Raw genomic sequence first — 17,611 nt, 5'->3', positions numbered from 1 at the left:
ACAGGCGCACAACCCGGTTTATTCCATCTCTTTTTCAATCAATTGAATGATGATATGGATGATCTTGATGTGCACTTCCTGAATACGATCAGCATAGCCGAAATGCGGTACCCGGATCTCAATATCCGCCGTTCCCGCCATTTTACCGCCATCTTTACCGGTCAGGGCGATGGTTTTCATCCCTTTGGCCTGGGCGGCTTCTATTGCTTTGAGGATATTGCCGGAGTTGCCGGAAGTCGACAGACCGAACAGCACATCGCCTTGCGCACCCACCGCTTCGACATAGCGTGAAAATACAAAGTCATAGCCAAAGTCGTTACTGACACAGGACAAATGGCTTGGATCAGAAATAGCAATCCCCGGGTAGCCAGGACGGTTCTCCCGGTAGCGGCCGGTCAGCTCTTCCGCAAAATGCATCGCATCACAGTGCGAGCCACCATTACCACAAGACAACACTTTGCCCCCTTGTTTAAACGACTCGGCAATCAGTTTTGCAGCAGCTTCAATTTGAGCAATGTTGTGCTCATCTGATAGGAATTTGTTGAGGACGTCAGCCGCTTCGGTCAGTTCACGTTTAATCAGTTCCTGGTACATAGGTCGTTCTCGCCTTTATTTTTTAACAACTATTCCTCTGAAAACAGAGGACTGAGGGTATTGGTTGAGTTTACCCAATCTCTCCACGCTGTCGATAGCACAGTGGTAACAATTCGAGGTTTCTGGCAAGGAATTAGCAAACCCAGCACCATAAAAAGCCTTTACGCCACTCATTTTTAGAATTTTTACTCTACAAAGATCACTATTTCTCCTATTTCGGGTTTTACATTTCGTTAATACTTTGATTACACTTTAACTGGTTAGACCACTTTTATAAATCGGACGTATAAAGCAATAACGAGTCTGAATAAGGAACGATTACATGGATATTTTGCTCTCTATCGTGGTATTTGCAGCGGTCCTGTCCGCCTGCCTTTACCACAGGTCATCTCTGCTACTGTCGCTCAGTGCGCTGACACTGACTCTGGTTCTGGTCACTCTGTTCGGACCCGCCGGCTCCATCAGCTGGTTGCTGTACCTGGCGGCGGTAGCAGTGCTGGCAGTACCTGCCATACGCCAGTCACTGATTAGTCACAAAGCGTTGAAACTGTTCAAATCAGTGTTACCCGCGATGTCTCAAACCGAAAAAGAAGCGCTGGACGCAGGTACGGTTTGGTGGGAAGCGGAACTGTTTAAAGGCAAGCCGGAATGGCAGCAACTGCACGCGATCAGCAAACCTCAGTTGTCTGACGAAGAAAAAGCCTTTCTTGACGGCCCGGTAAATGAAGTCTGTGCCATGGTGAATGATTACCAGGTGACCCATGAGCTGGCAGACCTGCCACCGGAAGTCTGGCAGTACCTGAAAGACAAAAAATTCTTTGCCATGATCATCAAGAAAAAATACGGTGGCCTGGAGTTTTCGGCCTACGCCCAGTCGCTGGTATTGCAAAAGCTGACCGGTGTATCCGGGGTACTCTCTTCCACCGTTGGGGTACCGAACTCGCTCGGTCCGGGTGAACTACTGCAGCACTACGGTACTGAAGAGCAGAAAGATTATTACCTGCCCCGTCTTGCCGAAGGTAAAGAGATCCCTTGTTTTGCCCTGACCAGTCCGGAAGCGGGCTCCGACGCCGGATCCATTCCAGACTACGGCGTAGTCTGTAAAGGCAAATGGAAAGGAAAACAAGTCCTGGGCATGCGCCTGACCTGGAACAAACGTTACATTACCCTGGCACCGGTGGCCACCGTGCTCGGTCTGGCTTTCAAACTGCGCGACCCGGACGGCCTGTTGGGTGACAAAGAAGATCTCGGTATTACCTGTGCTCTGATCCCGACCGACATAAAAGGTGTCGAAATCGGTAACCGTCACTTCCCGCTCAATGTGCCGTTCCAGAACGGTCCGACCCGAGGCAAAGACATTTTCGTACCGCTGGACTTTATTATCGGTGGTCAGGAAATGGCGGGCCAGGGTTGGCGTATGCTGGTTGAATGTCTGTCTGTTGGTCGCGGTATTACTCTACCGTCCAACTCTACCGGCGGTATCAAAACAGCCGCTCTGGCAACCGGTGCTTACGCCCGTATTCGTCGCCAGTTCAAACAGCCGATTGGCCAGATGGAAGGTATCGAAGAGCCGTTAGCCCGCTTAGGCGGTAATGCCTACATGATGGATGCGGCGAGCAACCTGACTGTTGCCGCCATTGACGCTGGCGAGAAACCGTCGGTGATCTCGGCCATCGTCAAATATCACTGTACCCATCGTGGACAGCAGAGCATCATCGATGCAATGGATATTGTCGGTGGTAAAGGCATCTGCCTTGGTCCGTCCAACTTCCTCGCTCGCGGCTATCAGGGCGCACCGATTGCCGTAACCGTGGAAGGCGCCAATATTCTCACTCGTTCGATGATCATCTATGGTCAGGGCGCAATTCGCTGTCATCCGTATGTGTTGGCCGAAATGGACGCCGCGTATTCAGAATCGGCAGACGCGGTTGAGAAATTTGACCAGGCACTGGCTGGCCATGTCAGCTTCACCATGAGCAACCTGGTTCGCAGTGTCTGGCTTGGCCTCACTGATGGTCTGGGTTCGGCAACACCGACCAAAGACGCTACCAAACGTTACTACCAGCAACTGAACCGGTACAGTGCCAACTTAGCGCTATTGTCGGATATTTCGATGGCGGTGTTGGGCGGCTCGCTGAAACGTAAAGAGCGCTTGTCTGCCCGTCTGGGGGATATTCTCAGCCAGCTCTATCTGAGTTCTGCGGCGCTGAAGCGGTTTGATAACGATGGTCGACCACAGGAAGATCTGCCACTGGTTCACTGGGGATTGCAGGACAGCCTGTACCAGTGTGAACGAGCCATTGATGACTTCCTGGCCAACTTCCCATCACCGCTGCTGGGTCGCGTGCTACGGGTGCTGATGCTGCCATATGGCAGGGTGCGTAAAGCGCCGAGTGACCGGATTGACAGCCAGGTGGCGCGCATCCTGCAGCAGCCAAGTGCGACCCGTTCACGTCTGGGCCGATTCCAGTACTTGGAACCTACCGCCTTTAACCCGGCAGGGAAACTGGAACTGGCACTGAATGTGATACTGCAGGCTGAACCTGTGTTCGACAAAATCTGCAAGGCGATGAACAAACGTCGGCCATTTACCCAGCTTGACCAGCTGGCGGCGGAAGCACTGGAGCAGAAGCTGATCGATAATGACGAAGCCCAGTTGCTGATTGAGGCTGAACATCATCGCTTATACACCATTAATGTGGATGATTTTGCCCCGGAGCATTTAGCGGCTCTGCACAATGATTCCAACATTGAACAAGTTGCCTAGTATCGGCAACATCGAAAAAGGGCTGCCACTGGCAGCCCTTTTTATTGTCTGGAACATTAACAGAGTCAGGGAGCAACAAAGTTGCTGCTCATCCTATTGCTTCGGCATTTCCAGCTGCATTTCCGGCATCGCCTGTTGCTGAGCCCTCCGTTTACGCAGCACAATCCAGACCGCCGCGCCCAGCAGCAGCGCCAACAGGTTACCAACTGCAATAATGATGATATTACGGGTCCGCTTCTCCTCGCGCATTTGCAGGATCTGCTGCTGCTGACGCACCTTGGCCAGTTGCTGTTCCCGCTCCTGCTGCAAACGGCGGGTTTCGGCGATATCGATGTCTTCCACCACGCTGTAGGTTTGCTGGGAAATAGGAAACGACAATGATCGGCCGGTCGCCACGTCATCGGCGTACATCACTCCCTGCCAGGAGTAATTGCCCAGCACGCCCGAATAAGGAATGCTCATAGTAACCTTGCCGGTGGCTGGATCACTGACGCCCTCAACCAGATTCTGACTGCCGTCCGGGTTATTGTGGGCGACATGGGCAACCACAGAGTCGGGTTTCACCATGCCCTGCTCACCGGATAACACCACCTGATGCGGTTCGCCCTGCTTGCGGGACTGAATAAAGGTATGCTGAATCGGCGTCGGGTAAACCAGTACCGTCTGTTCCTGTGCCCGTAAAAACACGCCATTGCCCGAGGTGATTCGCACCCGGTACTTATCCGGTTTGGCGCTGATCGGCAGCGCAACCGTAAACACCCCATCGCCAGCCTGCTCATCCAGGCCGCGACCATCATCAGCAAATTCACCCAGCACGTTAGCAACCGGACGCGCCTCTTTGATCAGAGCCTTCTCATTTTCAATGTATTTGGTGAAGGTGACTTTCAGTTTCACCCGGTCCAGAAAGTCTCTCAGCACCAGAGGCTTGCCATCCGAGGTTAAGCGCGCGGTGAATTTGAGTTCCTCTCCCTGGTACAGCCGGCTGGGTAAGCTGTCGGTCGATAACTCCAGATGGGAGATGAGCTTGATCTTGTTCTTGGGAGTGACTTTGCCGATTGCCTGCCACGGCCCCGGCATCGGTTTGTCGACCGAAATGATATCCATCGACGGCTCCTGATACCAGCGAACGTTGTCCGGACTGCGGTTGACATAATATTTTTTTCCGTCGGGACGTACCAGCACCACAGGCTGAGAGCGTTCAGCGCGGTAAATCAGGAAAGTGATTTGCGAAATGGATGGATCGACACGAAAGCGGTTGTCCAGCAGAGACAACGCCGACTCCTGACTGGCGAACGTTATCGTTGCCCAGCACAACCCGAGCCAAAGTGCCACGATCCTAGCCATGTTTACTCCTATTGTCGCCAAAGACAGCTGCCGCTTTTTTCCACCAGATCCAAACGCGCCTGATGCGCTTCTACTTCATCGGCGCTGGCCCGCAAAACCTTTAGCGCTTTTCGACCGCTGGCGACTCTTTTTATTGACTCACCTCCCAGTTCGCCGCTGCCGTTGCGGTCACCACTGAACTGCAGCGATGTCTGCCCGCCGGTCATCAGCAGATAAACATCCGCCAGGATTTCAGCATCGAGCAAGGCCCCGTGCAGTGTCCGGTGCGAGTTATCTATGCCGTAACGGTCACATAACACATCCAGGTTGTTACGCTTGCCCGGGAAGATTTTCTTCGCCATCGCCAGCGTATCGGTCACCTTGCACAGTTGCTCCGTAGTACCAAACGCCGGGTCAAGCAGACGAAATTCGAGGTCCATAAAGCCGACGTCGAACGGCGCGTTATGTGCTACCAGCTCAGCGCCGCGAATAAAATCGACGAACTCCTGGTGTACCTCGGCGTATTCAGGCTTGTCGACCAGAAACTCGTCCGTGATACCGTGGACTTCAATCGCATCCGGCTGGATTTGACGGTCGGGCTTGAGGTAGACGTGAAAATGGCGGCCAGTCAGCTTACGGTTGACGATTTCAACCGCACCGATTTCAATGATTCGGTGGCCCTGATAATGCGGCCCGCCTTCAGTGTTCATACCGGTCGTTTCCGTATCGAGAACGACGATTCTGTGGTTGCTGGAATTGTTGCTGGTATTCATAACAATAGGTATGTCAGACTATGCTTATAATTTGCTTGTCCCAATAGTACCAAATCATGACCAAACAGGTGGAAATTTTCACAGACGGATCTTGTTTAGGCAATCCAGGCCCTGGCGGCTACGGGATTGTGCTGCGCTACAAACAGGTGGAGAAGACTTTAGCTAAAGGCTACAAGCTGACTACCAACAACCGGATGGAGATGCTGGCGACCATTGTCGCATTGCAAACGCTGAAAGAGTCCTGCCATGTCATCCTGACCACCGACAGCCAATACGTTCGCCAAGGCATTACTCAGTGGATCCATAACTGGAAAAAACGCGGCTGGAAAACCGCCGATAAAAAGCCGGTCAAAAATGCCGACCTGTGGCAACTCCTGGACAAGGAAACTGCCCGCCACCAAGTAGAGTGGCACTGGGTAAAAGGCCATGCCGGACACCGGGAAAACGAAATGTGCGATGAACTAGCACGCGCCGCGGCAGAAAACCCTACCGAAGAAGACCAGGGTTACCTGGCCAGCCTGTAACCCCCTTACCTGCAAGCTTGTATAAACGCCTAATCCGGCAGGCTGCTACTCTGCCGGATACCGGTGCGATAGTTGACTCCGACCGGTGCCAGGCGCCGTTTGATTTTCCAGTGAGGCTTGATCAGCTTGAGTGGATAGGTCCGTTTTCTGGCGACGATAAAATAGAGACTGCCCATTGGCGCAGCCCAGTCGCCGATAGCGTTTTCCATCCAGGTCCACATGGTACGGTTGCGCTGCATCGGAAACAGCGCATAACGGTCACAGTGAATCACTTCATAATTGAGCACGCTTAACCAGTCTTTGATCCGGTTAGAGGTAAACATTCTGCCACTCCAGGGCAGGCTGTGTTTACGCCATGGCATCAGGCTGGAAATACCGATCAGACTGATGGGGTTAAACCCGGTAATGATCAGATAGCCGTCATCAATCATCACTCTGTCTACTTCGCGCAGTAACCGGTGCGGATCGTTGCAATAATCCAGCTGATGAGACAAGATCACTGTATCGAAACTTTTTTCCAGGAAAGGCAACGCAAAGCCATCGGCGATAACATGGTGCAGTGGGTTGTGGATATCCAGATTGACTTGATGGGGAATGTTACAAAGTGAACTGCCCAACTCGCAGCTTAGTCCGCCCAGTTTCAGCAGATGATAGCCAAACAGCTGCGGGCACCACTCATCAAGCCGGGTTTGGATCGACTCACTGACCCACAAACCGTGTGTCAACTGCGACCAGGAATTGGGCGTTTTTAGCTTTTTTTCGCTGCGCGCTGGCTTCATTGATAACCTGTTTCCCGAGAGCAACCGGAGGCTCGACAATGTTACATATCAAAAGCATACCTGCATTTCGCGATAATTACATCTGGCTGATCGAAAATAGCGATGGTCGTTGTGCCGTGGTGGATCCGGGCGATGCCAAACCGGTGATCGATTACCTGACAAAACACAAGCTAGAGCTGGCCGCAATCCTGATCACCCACCACCATGCTGACCATATCGGCGGCGTCGCTGAACTGAAACAGCTCGCACCGAGTATCGATATTATCGGCCCGGCAAAGGACGGTATTCGCGGCTTAACCCAAACCGTCGCGGAAGGCGATCAAATCGAACTGTTCGGTCAGGCTATGAGCGTGCTTGAGCTGCCGGGGCACACCTCAGGCCACATCGGCTATTATGGCGGCCAGACCCTGTTTTGTGGTGATGTGCTGTTTTCCGCCGGTTGTGGCCGGGTATTTGAAGGCACCATGGAACAGATGTACCGCTCACTGCAAAAGCTGGCGGCACTACCAACCGACACCAAGGTGTACTGTGCACACGAGTATACTTCGGCTAACCTGGCTTTTGCCCTGGCCGTTGAGCCGGATAATCCGCAGTTGCACGATTACCGGGATCAGGTAAACCGTCTACGAGCTCAAGAGCAGGCCACAATACCGACCCAGATTGGCCTGGAGCTTACCATTAACCCGTTTTTACGTTGCGATCAGCCCAGTGTCATTCAGTCGGTGGCGAATCGGATAAATCAACGTGATGAAGTCGCCATATTCAGTGCGTTACGTGAATGGAAAAATGATTTTTAACGATTAGATCCTTGTCAGTGTCCATAACGGGCAAGTATTATCTGCAGCCGAACAAAAAAAGGGCTGTAGCATGCGAGCAAAGTACAGCTGGGTCTTGGCGCTAATATTAGTTGGTTGTCAAACTGCCCAGCCACCAGAAAACACCACTGAAACCTCTTCTCCTGAACCGGAAACCACTCAGGCTGAATCCCAGGCGAATCAGCCGCAACCTGAGCCTGAACCTGAGGTTGAACAACCTGTAGTGCTGACGCCGCAACAGCAGCAAGATGTTTGGCAGCGAATCGCAATGCAGTTACAGCTGACGGTACCGGATAACGACAAAATCGACTATTACCGCCGTTGGTACCTTAAGCATCCCAGCCATTTAAAGACGGTTTCTGAACGCGCGGAACCGTTTCTGTACCTGATCACCGATAAAATCGAACAACGTGGCCTGCCGTTAGAACTGGCGCTGTTGCCGGTGGTCGAAAGTGCCTTTGACGCTTTTGCTTATTCACACGGCAGTGCCGCTGGTTTGTGGCAGTTTGTCTCGGCGACCGGCAAGATGTATGGTCTGGAGCAGAATTTCTGGTATGACGGCCGCCGTGATGTCGCCGCCGCCACCGACGCCGCGCTCGACTATCTTACTTATCTGAACGAACGTTTTGACGGCGACTGGTATCATGCCATTGCCGCCTACAACAGTGGCGGTGGCCGGGTATCAAGCGCAATTCGCAAGAATCAGCAGTCAGGCAAGCCAATTGACTTTTTCTCGCTCGATTTACCGAAAGAGACCAGCAGCTATGTGCCGAAATTATTGGCACTGGCCGATATCGTCGCCAACCAGGAAAGCTACGGTATTGAGTTAACCCCGATAGCCAACCAGGCGGTGGTTCAACTGGTCGACCCCAAAGAGCAGCTCGATCTGGCGATTGCAGCCGGTTATGCCGGTATCAGTGTCAAACAACTGCAGAGCCTTAACCCGGCCTATAACCAGTGGGCTACCGCCCCTAACGGACCACACCAGCTACTGCTGCCAGTGGACTCGGTAGCGCAATTTGAACAGAAAGCGGCCGAGAACCGCGGCAAAGGCGTGAAGCTGATCCGCTATCAAATTCAGTCCGGCGATACGTTGAGTGTGATTGCCAAAAAGCACAATACCACCACCAAGGTGATCCGTACCGCCAATAACCTGAATAACAACACCATTCGGGCCGGTCGCTACCTGATGATCCCGACCTCGACCAAAGATGATGCCAGTTACGCACTGAGCGCGGCCAACCGCCTGGCGAAGACCCAAGCCCGCTCTCGAGGTAAGTACCGCATGAGCCATGAGGTCGCCTCAGGTGACAGCCTATGGAGTATCGCCCGCAAATACAAGGTGTCACACCAGTCGCTGGCTAAATGGAACGGTATGGGACCAAGGGACACGCTACGCATCGGCCAGAAACTGGTGGTGTGGAAAAACAGCAGTGACGGCGCCATCATCCGGCCTGTCTACTACAAGGTACGCAGCGGCGATACTATCAGTGGCATCGCCAGCCGTTTCCGGGTAACCAGCCAGGATATCGTAAAGTGGAACGGTCTGAACAAAAACAACTACCTGCAACCGGGTCAACAGCTCAAGTTGTACGTGGACGTAACTAAGGTGAGTGTATGAGCCCGTCTAGTAACCCGTTAACCATGCTGCTGGACATTTTCCGCGCTCCGGCCCGCAGCTTTCTGGCCCTGTATCACCATGGCATGTGGGGCTGGCAGCCATATCTGTTCCTGATCATCAGCCCGTTTCTGTTCTGGGGTGGCTACTTTGATATCGTCAATTTTGACTGGTTAAAAGCCGGTCTGGAAAGCCAGCTCGCGGCAACCAACCCGGCTCAGCTGGAAATGCTGGATGCCAATACCCTGATGGCCAGTGAGATCATCAGCGATACCGCAGGACGAACCCTGACTCTGCTGATGCTGGCGTTCTGGTTCAACCTGGCGACTAAAGCCAGCCGCCATCAGCATGGTTTCTGGCGTTGGTTTGCCGCCAGTGCGGTGATTACCTTCCCGGCGGTTCTGGGCGATCTGGCCAGCTACGTCAGCCTGCTGCTTAACAATGGCCAGGTGATGACCTATGCCGCGGATCTGAACAGCCTCAATGGTTTGCTGAAACTGCCGCTGACCAGCGAGTGGTCCCAGTTTGCCAGTTCTTTCCCACTGTTGCTGCCCTGGTATATTGTGTTGGGGTATGCGGCCATTGGTGCCTGGACTGAATTTGACCGAGGCCAGGCGCTGGCGATCAGCGCCCTGCCGTGGGTCGGTTACTATCTGATTTGGGCCGCTTTCATTCTGATAAGCTAAAGCTTACCAGCAGCGGATTATGGTCTGAAGCATCGGTTTCCGGTGCTTCAGCCGTCACCAAGTTCAACCCGCGATAATAGATATGATCTAAAGGATTACCGTTCAACACCCGGCTGCGATGATCTGGCTTAAACAGCACCGGGGTTAACCCCAACTGCACCATCTGAAAGTTAAGTTCCGTCATCCTTGCCTCACTCCAACTGTTAAAATCCCCGGCCACCAGGATCGGTCCCCGGTAATACTGCAACTCAGCCAGCGAGTTTGCCAACTGCTCCCGGTACTCCTCCAGCCCCAGAGTAAAGTTAACCGCATGCAGATTCACCACGGCCAGTTGCTGACCGTCGGACAGCGGATAGTAGACCAGCAAAGCAGACTTCGGCAGTTGGAACCAGGGCTCCATTTGGGTTAATACCCGAATGTGGAACGGTAATGATCGGCTGAGATTCAATACTCCCGCCACCTGTTCCGCTACCGAAAAAGCATGAGCCTGAAAGCCGCGCCACTGGCGGGTATCAATCCAGTTGACCAGTGCATCGGATAAGCTGGCTTCCTGCAACAGCAACAGCTGACGACCATCGGCGTATTGATCCAGCTGGGCTTGCCAGTTGGTTCGATTCTGCTTGTAGATATTCCAGACCAGGACATTGATTCGACCAGACTGATCGAGCGGTTGATTCGCATTGGCTTGAAAGCAGGCAGACTGTTTAAGCTGACAGCCTGAGTCCAGGTTGATATAGCCGGCTGACTCAGGGACATAAAACAGCAGTTGATAAAGGCTAACTAAGCCAATGGAGATCACCACCAGTAGTGCCAGTAAACGTTTCGTCTTTCTCATCGGTGGTGATATAGCTCCTGAAAGTAAAAAGGAGCCGGGCGGCTCCTTAGCAGTTATATCGCGTCTTCGTCTTCTTCGCCGGTGCGAATTCGTACCACACGCTCAACATCGGTAATGAATATTTTACCATCGCCGATTTTTCCGGTCTGAGCGGTTTCGATAATGGTATCGACACACTGATCCGCCGATTCCTCAGCAACCACAATTTCCAGCTTCACTTTCGGCAGGAAATCCACCATATATTCAGCACCACGATACAATTCCGTGTGACCTTTCTGACGGCCAAAACCTTTCACTTCAGAGACCGTCATACCGGTAATACCCACTTCAGCCAGCGCTTCTCGCACATCATCCAATTTAAATGGCTTAATAATGGCTTCAATCTTTTTCATGTTCATCCCTTAAACTTCGACGTGTCTGGTTATTATCCGCCAGCAAGCGCTAACAATCAATGAAAAAGCCCGGACTGAATAGTCCGGGCTTCATGAATAGATTCAATTACTTCAGGCTGGAATAATACGCAGCTAGGTTAGCGATATCTTCGTCACTTAGCATGGCTGCCTGCGCTTCCATCACGGCAGACTGACCACCTTTACGCTGCTTGTTTTTATATGCAGTCAGCGCAGAAACCAGGTATTGCTCATTCTGACCACGCAGATTAGGATACATAGGGATAGCCGCTTTACCGTCAACACCATGACATGCTGCACAGATAGCCGCTTTTGCCTGTCCAGCAGCAACATCACCTGCGGCTAGGGCTTGACCACTCATCAGGGCCAGGCCCATTACCATTCCAGTTACAATTTTTTTCATTGCTTTTCCTCATTATAAATAATGGACTCATTTATCAGCTGGCTAACTCGTGAATCCAATGCATTTGCGTCCAGATTTTTACATAAAATTAGCACTTTTGTCCCAGATGAGTTCACAATCTTCACCTGCAAATTTTTTATCGACGAATAATCCCGCAACCGCAACCACCTGTCCTTCAGACAGCAGTATCGGTGTCCGCCGTCTGAGCCAGCTGGGTATGCCGTACTCCTGAAACAGTTTCTTCAGCTTCCTGCGATGACCGCGCCCCACCGGATGCGCTTCCAGTCCTTGGGGTTCAAAACTGACCTCAAGCTGCTGAATTTTACCTAATGCCAGTGACATTGGTCCTTGCGGTGCGGCTAATTGCAGGCTGCCCAGGCCGGCTGGCAGACAATAACGTCGATCGTTTAACTGCCACTGGCCTTGCCAGTGCGCCAGCGAGCTATCATCCGTTACCAAATATAAACGCTGCTGAAATCGCCGTACTTGACAATCGTCAAGTCGTAACCTGGGATTCGCGTCCGGCTGCGACAGCGCCACCTGCTGCCACAAGGTAGATAACTGCTGCTGACTCGGCATCCGTTGGCCTTGCCGGGCGAACCAGTGTCGCAGTAGCTGCGCCCTCAGCGGTTCACTGCTGGCCTGCAGCGTCGCGATGTCCAGGCTGAGATTGTCATCCAGACCAGCATTGAGTTTATCGGCCAGTAATTCATCCAGTAATAGCTCCTGCTGGCCACACAACTCCGCTGAGCGGGCCACTGAGCGGCAAATATGCGGCCAGCGCTCGACCAACACGGGAGCGATCTGATGGCGCAGGAAATTGCGATCAAAACGGGTATCCCGATTGCTTTCGTCTTCCAGCCAGGGTAACTGCTGCTCGTGCGCATAGGCCTCTATCTGCTTGCGAGTGGCGCCAAGCAGTGGCCGGATTAACACGCCTCGTGCTAAAGACTTGGCTTCAGCCATCGAAGCCAGCCCTTTCGGACCGCTGCCCCGTTTCAGAGCTAACAAAAAGGTTTCCAGCTGATCGTCAGCATGCTGCCCGGTCAGTAGCAAATCACCTTCTTCCAGGTGAGCAGACAACGCCTGATAACGCGCTTGCCTGGCCAATTGTTCCACGCTTTCCCCTGAGGCCAAGTCGAGACAAACCCGTTCAACGGCGATCGGCAGCCTAGCCTGCGAGGCCCAGTTCTGACAGCGTTCAGCCCACTGGTCGGCGTTAGCACTTAAGCCATGGTGAACATGGACCAGACTCACGAGGCACTGCTGTTTTAGCCGGTAACGCTGGGCGAGATGGCATAATACCTGCGAGTCGACCCCTCCGCTGTATGCCACTACCAGCTTGCTGTTTGGCTGTCGATATTGGCTAATGCACCGTTCAAATTGTTGGTAGAGATCGCTCATCACTGTCGTTACTCTGAAACGCGGTTACGCTAAAACTTGTGGGTTAGTGTAACGCCGAATGGTCAGATAGACCAAGCAGGCACAAAAAAGGCCGACCTGAAGGTCGACCTGTTCTACTTAGATGCTTGATCAGCAGTAGCCGTAGCTCAACAAACGCTGATAGCGACGCTCCAGCAGGTCCTCTGTTTTGAAGTTTTCCAGATCTTCTAGCTGTTTTAACAGGGTTTGTTTCATGTTCGCCGCAACCTGAACGTAGTTACGGTGTGCACCACCTAACGGCTCTTCGATGATTTCATCGATCAGCTCCAGCTCTTTCAGGCGAGGCGCCACCAGGCCCATCGCTTCTGCGGCTTGCGGTGCTTTGTCAGAATCACGCCACAGGATAGAAGCGCAGCCTTCTGGTGAAATTACCGAGTAAGTAGAGTACTGCAGCATATTGACGTAGTCGCCAACACCGATCGCCAGTGCGCCACCAGAGCCGCCTTCACCGACCACGTTACAGATGACCGGTACTTTCAGACCAGACATAACTTTGAGGTTTTTTGCAATCGCTTCAGACTGACCACGCTCTTCGGCACCGACACCTGGGTAGGCACCTGCAGTGTCGATAAAGGTGATGATTGGCATATTAAAACGCTCAGCCATCTCCATCAGACGCAGCGCTTTACGATAACCTTCCGGCTTTGGCATACCGAAGTTACGTTTCACTTTTTCTTTGGTTTCACGACCTTTCTGATGACCGATCACCATCACCGGACGACCTTCCAGACGTGCGATGCCGCCGACGATGGCTTTATCGTCCGCGTAAGCGCGGTCACCCGCCAGTTCGTCGAATTCGGTAAACACGTGCTCAATGTAGTCCAGAGTGTATGGACGGAGCGGATGGCGTGCCAATTGAGCTGTTTGCCAGGCATCCAGGTCACTGAAAATTTTCTTTTTCAGTTCCAGACTCTTGGATTCCAGCTGTTCGATCTCTTTCGCCAGATCAACCCCTGCGTCGCCGCCGTGACGTGATACGTCGCGAAGTGCTTCTATTTTGGCTTCCAGTTCGGCGATGGGTTTTTCAAATTCCAGAAAATTTAGGCTCATCTATCGATCCTTTTCTACTCGGCTCTTCTGTCGGCCGAATGTTCAGTTAAATTCTAGTTCTACCTGGTTACTACCAAGTAGCTGTTGTAAATCGTCGATTAAAGTATCGTTCGGTGTCACTCGCCATTCGATACCAAGTGACAGGCGCGCGCGGGCATCACGGCGCTGGTAGTATACATTGACAGGTACAGTGCCTGCTCGATGAGGCTCCAGTATTTGACTAAAGCGCTCAAAAAATTGGTCATCGATCTGTGATTCATCTATTGAAACAGAGAGACCCCGGGCATATTTTTCCCGTGCGCTACCCAGGTCCATAACCTCGCGCGCGGACATTTTAAGACCCCCGTTGAAATCATCAAAGCTGACCTGTCCGGAAACCACCAAAATTTTGTCTTTTTCGACCAGTTCGGCGTATCGGTCCAACGCATCAGAAAACAGCATCACTTCGATTCGGCCACTGCGATCATCCAACGTCATGATGCCAATCCGGGTGCCGCGCTTGGTGGTCATAACCCGGGCGGCGATGACTAACCCGGCTAAAGTCACCGACTGGTCACGCCTGGTTGGTGACGCATCTTTTAGTCGACAACGGGTATAGTGGTTCAGTTCCTTTAAATAAGCATTTATCGGGTGACCGGTCAAATAAAGGCCCAGGGTATCACGTTCCCCTTCCAGCCACACTTTTTCTGGCCAGGCCGGTACCTTGGTATATTGGTGCTCCACCTCTTCCGGGGCTGCCGTGAGCACACCAAACATATCCGTCTGACCGAATGCTTCCGCCTGGTGGTGCTGACTGGCCGCTTTCACTGCATCATCCAGTGAGGCCATCATCGCCGCACGGTGCGGCCCTAGCCGATCTAATGCGCCGGCGTAAATCAGCTTTTCGATGACTCTCTTATTAACTTTTTTCAGGTCGATACGGGCGCAGAAATCAAACAGGTCTTTGAAATGGCCCCCTTTGCTGCGCGCTTCTAGTATCGCTTCAATCGGCCCTTCACCAACCCCTTTAATCGCACCGATGCCATAGACAATCGCGCCGCTTTCGTCGACGTTGAACCGATACTGACCAGCGTTAATATCCGGCGGCAGCACCTTCAGTTGCATGCGTAGACATTCGTCAATTAGACCGACCACTTTCTCGGTGTTGTCCATATCGGCGGTCATCACCGCGGCCATAAACTCAGCCGGATAGTGGGTTTTCAGCCACAACGTCTGGTAAGAGACCAGCGCGTATGCCGCAGAGTGAGATTTGTTAAAGCCGTAGCCGGCGAACTTTTCCACCAGGTCGAAGATCTTCATCGCCAGTTCGCCGTCGACGCCGTTATTTTCAGCGCCGTCCTGGAATATCGCGCGCTGCTTGGCCATTTCTTCCGGCTTTTTCTTACCCATTGCCCGGCGCAGCATATCCGCGCCGCCCAGGGTATAACCGGCCAGCACCTGGGCGATCTGCATCACCTGCTCCTGATAGAGGATGATGCCGTAGGTGGGTTCAAGAATTTCTTTCAGCGACTCGTGCTGCCACTTTTCGTCCGGGTAAGAGATCGCTTCCCGGCCGTGCTTCCGGTCGATAAAGTTGTCCACCATGCCCGATTGCAGCGGGCCGGGACGAAACAGTGCCACCAGGGCGATGATGTCTTCGAAACAGTCCGGCTGCAGACGTTTGATCAGTTCTTTCATGCCACGGGATTCAAGCTGGAATACCGCAGTCGTTTCAGAGTTCTGCAGCAGCCGGAACGACTGGCTACAATCGAGCGGAATCGCCTCGATACGCAATGGCGTCTCGCCCTGTTTTTCCAGCCGTGGGTTGATAAGGCCCAATGCCCAGTCGATGATGGTTAGGGTCCGCAGACCCAAGAAGTCAAATTTGACCAGACCGGCGGTTTCGACGTCGTTCTTGTCAAACTGGGTAACCGGGAAATGCCCTTCTGCATCGGCATAAATCGGCGCAAAGTCGGTGATGGTGGTCGGTGAGATCACCACGCCGCCGGCGTGTTTACCGGCGTTACGGGTACAGCCTTCCAGGATGCGGCACATATCGATGAGTTCTTTTACTTCCTCATCGTTGTTATACAGTTCTGGCAGCGCCGGTTCGGCCTTGAAGGCTTTTTCCAGCGTCATACCCGGATCGCCCGGTACCAGTTTGGAGATCCGGTCGACAAAGCCAAACGGATGTCCCAGCACCCGGCCGACGTCGCGGATGACCGCTTTGGCCGCCATGGTACCGAAGGTGATGATCTGGGATACGGCATCCCGGCCGTACATCTCGGCCACGTGGTCGATAACCTGGTCGCGCTTATCCATACAGAAATCGACGTCAAAGTCGGGCATGGAGACCCGTTCCGGGTTCAAAAAACGTTCAAACAGCAGGTCATATTCGAGCGGATCCAGATCGGTGATCTTGAGTGCATACGCCACCAGTGAGCCGGCACCGGAGCCCCGCCCAGGTCCAACCGGAATGTCGTTGTCTTTCGACCACTGGATAAACTCCATCACGATCAGGAAGTAACCCGGGAAGCCCATCTGGTTGATGACCTGCAGCTCGATCTCCAGCCGCTCGTCGTATTCCGGGCGGCGGCGGGCGCGCTCCTCTTCATCAGGGAACAGGAACTCCAGCCGGTCTTCCAGCCCTTCCTGAGACTTTTTCACCAGGAAGTCTTCGATTTTCATTCCCTCAGTGGGGAAATTGGGCAGGAAGTATTCGCCCAGTCGCACGGTGACGTTACAGCGCTTGGCAATTTCCACGCTGTTTTCCAGCGCTTCTGGAATGTCGGCAAACAACTCGCACATTTCCTGCTCGCTGCGCAGGTATTGCTGAGGGCTGTAGAGCTTTGGCCGGCGCGGGTCTTCCAGGGTGTAACCGTCGTGAATTGCGACCCGTATCTCGTGGGCATCAAACAGATCTTCGCTGAGAAAGACCACTTCGTTGGTCGCAACAACCGGTAAATCAGCCTGCTCTGCCAGTTCGAGGGCAAAGTGGAGGTAACTCTCTTCATCCGGCCGACCGGTGCGGGTCAATTCCAGATAAAAGCGGTCGGCAAAATGGTGCTGATAAAACTGCACACACTGCTCAACCTGCTGCTGGTTACCCTTCAGCAGCGCCCTGCCGATTTCACCGGTTTTACCGCCGGACAGGACGATCAGCCCCTCGGCATGCTCCGCCAGCCACTGTTTGTCTATCACCGGTTGGTGCTGCACATGGCCACGCAAATACGCTCTGGAAATCAATAGAGTCAGGTTTTTATAACCGGCATTGTCTGCCGCCAGCAGGGTGATGCGGGTCAGATCGTCGCCAAACTCCGGCGACTGCATAGCAAAATCGGCGCCAATGATGGGTTTGATACCGCAGCCATGGGCGGTGCCATAAAATTTCACCAGTCCGCACAGGTTGGTAAAATCCGTCAACGCCATCGCCGGCATACCCATCTCCGCAACTTTTTTGACCAGCGGCGGCACCTTGGACAAGCCGTCGATCATGGAAAAATCACTATGGACTCGCAGATGGATAAACTTAGGGTCAGACATGTTTGGATCCAGTTGAGGCTATTCCGTATTAAGTGTCCACATTCTACGTGAATCACCGTGATAATAAAG

At 53.0% G+C, this 17,611-nt stretch carries 15 protein-coding genes; 5 read left to right on the top strand and 10 right to left on the bottom strand.

Going from position 1 to position 17,611, the window contains the following annotated elements; genetic code table 11:
- Positions 1 to 18: 18 nt before the first annotated feature.
- A complete protein-coding gene (lpcA, locus tag ACQY6F_RS03305) occupies positions 19 to 594 on the bottom strand; it encodes a D-sedoheptulose 7-phosphate isomerase (protein ID WP_428772156.1) in 576 nt (191 codons plus the stop codon).
- A 322-nt stretch (positions 595 to 916) separates the two neighbouring features.
- Between lpcA and fadE the strand changes: the two genes are divergently transcribed.
- Positions 917 to 3,361 carry an acyl-CoA dehydrogenase FadE gene (gene fadE / locus ACQY6F_RS03300; RefSeq protein ID WP_428772155.1) on the top strand — a complete coding sequence of 815 codons (2,445 nt, stop codon included), beginning with the start codon at positions 917 to 919 and terminating at the stop codon, positions 3,359 to 3,361.
- Positions 3,362 to 3,454: 93 nt separating this feature from the next.
- Here fadE and ACQY6F_RS03295 read toward each other — a convergent pair whose 3' ends face one another.
- Positions 3,455 to 4,705 (bottom strand): TIGR03503 family protein, encoded by a 1,251-nt coding sequence (locus ACQY6F_RS03295; protein WP_428772154.1) that lies wholly within the window; start codon positions 4,703 to 4,705, stop codon positions 3,455 to 3,457.
- 8 nt (positions 4,706 to 4,713) lie between these two features.
- The gene (gene dnaQ, locus ACQY6F_RS03290; RefSeq protein ID WP_428772153.1) at positions 4,714 to 5,457 is read right to left on the bottom strand and encodes a DNA polymerase III subunit epsilon; all 744 of its coding nucleotides are present in this window, start codon (positions 5,455 to 5,457) and stop codon (positions 4,714 to 4,716) included.
- A gap of 56 nt (positions 5,458 to 5,513) precedes the next feature.
- Between dnaQ and rnhA the strand changes: the two genes are divergently transcribed.
- Positions 5,514 to 5,981, top strand: coding sequence for a ribonuclease HI (gene rnhA, locus ACQY6F_RS03285; RefSeq protein ID WP_428772152.1), 468 nt, complete (start codon positions 5,514 to 5,516; stop codon positions 5,979 to 5,981).
- Between the two features lie 29 nt (positions 5,982 to 6,010).
- Here the strand turns inward: rnhA and ACQY6F_RS03280 are convergent, their stop codons facing one another.
- Positions 6,011 to 6,760 carry a class I SAM-dependent methyltransferase gene (locus ACQY6F_RS03280; RefSeq protein WP_428772151.1) on the bottom strand — a complete coding sequence of 250 codons (750 nt, stop codon included), beginning with the start codon at positions 6,758 to 6,760 and terminating at the stop codon, positions 6,011 to 6,013.
- A 38-nt stretch (positions 6,761 to 6,798) separates the two neighbouring features.
- Here ACQY6F_RS03280 and gloB point away from each other — a divergent pair, with 38 nt between their 5' ends.
- The 3 genes from gloB to ACQY6F_RS03265 all read left to right on the top strand — a co-directional run bounded on the left by gloB (position 6,799) and on the right by ACQY6F_RS03265 (position 9,879).
- Complete coding sequence (gene gloB, locus ACQY6F_RS03275) at positions 6,799 to 7,557, top strand: hydroxyacylglutathione hydrolase (RefSeq protein WP_428772150.1); 759 nt, start codon at positions 6,799 to 6,801, stop codon at positions 7,555 to 7,557.
- Positions 7,558 to 7,627: 70 nt separating this feature from the next.
- Positions 7,628 to 9,196, top strand: a complete 1,569-nt coding sequence (locus tag ACQY6F_RS03270) for a LysM peptidoglycan-binding domain-containing protein (RefSeq protein WP_428772149.1) — start codon at positions 7,628 to 7,630, stop codon at positions 9,194 to 9,196.
- A complete protein-coding gene (locus ACQY6F_RS03265; RefSeq protein WP_428772148.1) occupies positions 9,193 to 9,879 on the top strand; it encodes a YIP1 family protein in 687 nt (228 codons plus the stop codon). The genes ACQY6F_RS03270 and ACQY6F_RS03265 overlap by 4 nt, the downstream gene beginning before the upstream one ends.
- Here ACQY6F_RS03265 and ACQY6F_RS03260 read toward each other — a convergent pair.
- The 6 genes from ACQY6F_RS03260 to dnaE form a co-directional block, all read right to left on the bottom strand.
- Positions 9,863 to 10,714, bottom strand: a complete 852-nt coding sequence (locus ACQY6F_RS03260; RefSeq protein ID WP_428772147.1) for an endonuclease/exonuclease/phosphatase family protein — start codon at positions 10,712 to 10,714, stop codon at positions 9,863 to 9,865. The genes ACQY6F_RS03265 and ACQY6F_RS03260 overlap by 17 nt on opposite strands.
- A 53-nt stretch (positions 10,715 to 10,767) precedes the next feature.
- Positions 10,768 to 11,106, bottom strand: a complete 339-nt coding sequence (gene glnB, locus ACQY6F_RS03255) for a nitrogen regulatory protein P-II (protein WP_428772146.1) — start codon at positions 11,104 to 11,106, stop codon at positions 10,768 to 10,770.
- A 106-nt stretch (positions 11,107 to 11,212) separates the two neighbouring features.
- Positions 11,213 to 11,527: a c-type cytochrome gene (locus ACQY6F_RS03250; protein WP_428772145.1), complete on the bottom strand. Its 315-nt coding sequence runs from the start codon at positions 11,525 to 11,527 to the stop codon at positions 11,213 to 11,215.
- A gap of 78 nt (positions 11,528 to 11,605) precedes the next feature.
- Positions 11,606 to 12,931, bottom strand: a complete 1,326-nt coding sequence (tilS, locus tag ACQY6F_RS03245) for a tRNA lysidine(34) synthetase TilS (protein ID WP_428772144.1) — start codon at positions 12,929 to 12,931, stop codon at positions 11,606 to 11,608.
- 129 nt (positions 12,932 to 13,060) lie between these two features.
- Positions 13,061 to 14,020: an acetyl-CoA carboxylase carboxyl transferase subunit alpha gene (gene accA, locus ACQY6F_RS03240; protein ID WP_428772143.1), complete on the bottom strand. Its 960-nt coding sequence runs from the start codon at positions 14,018 to 14,020 to the stop codon at positions 13,061 to 13,063.
- Positions 14,021 to 14,062: 42 nt separating this feature from the next.
- Positions 14,063 to 17,542, bottom strand: coding sequence for a DNA polymerase III subunit alpha (dnaE, locus tag ACQY6F_RS03235; protein WP_428772142.1), 3,480 nt, complete (start codon positions 17,540 to 17,542; stop codon positions 14,063 to 14,065).
- Between the last annotated feature and the right edge of the window lie 69 nt (positions 17,543 to 17,611).

The organism is Vibrio sp. (assembly GCF_050299255.1).
In the GTDB taxonomy this organism is placed as follows: Bacteria; Pseudomonadota; Gammaproteobacteria; order Enterobacterales; family Vibrionaceae; genus Vibrio.
Note: the sequence above shows the minus strand (reverse complement) of the source record. Positions and strands in the feature narration are given on the sequence as shown.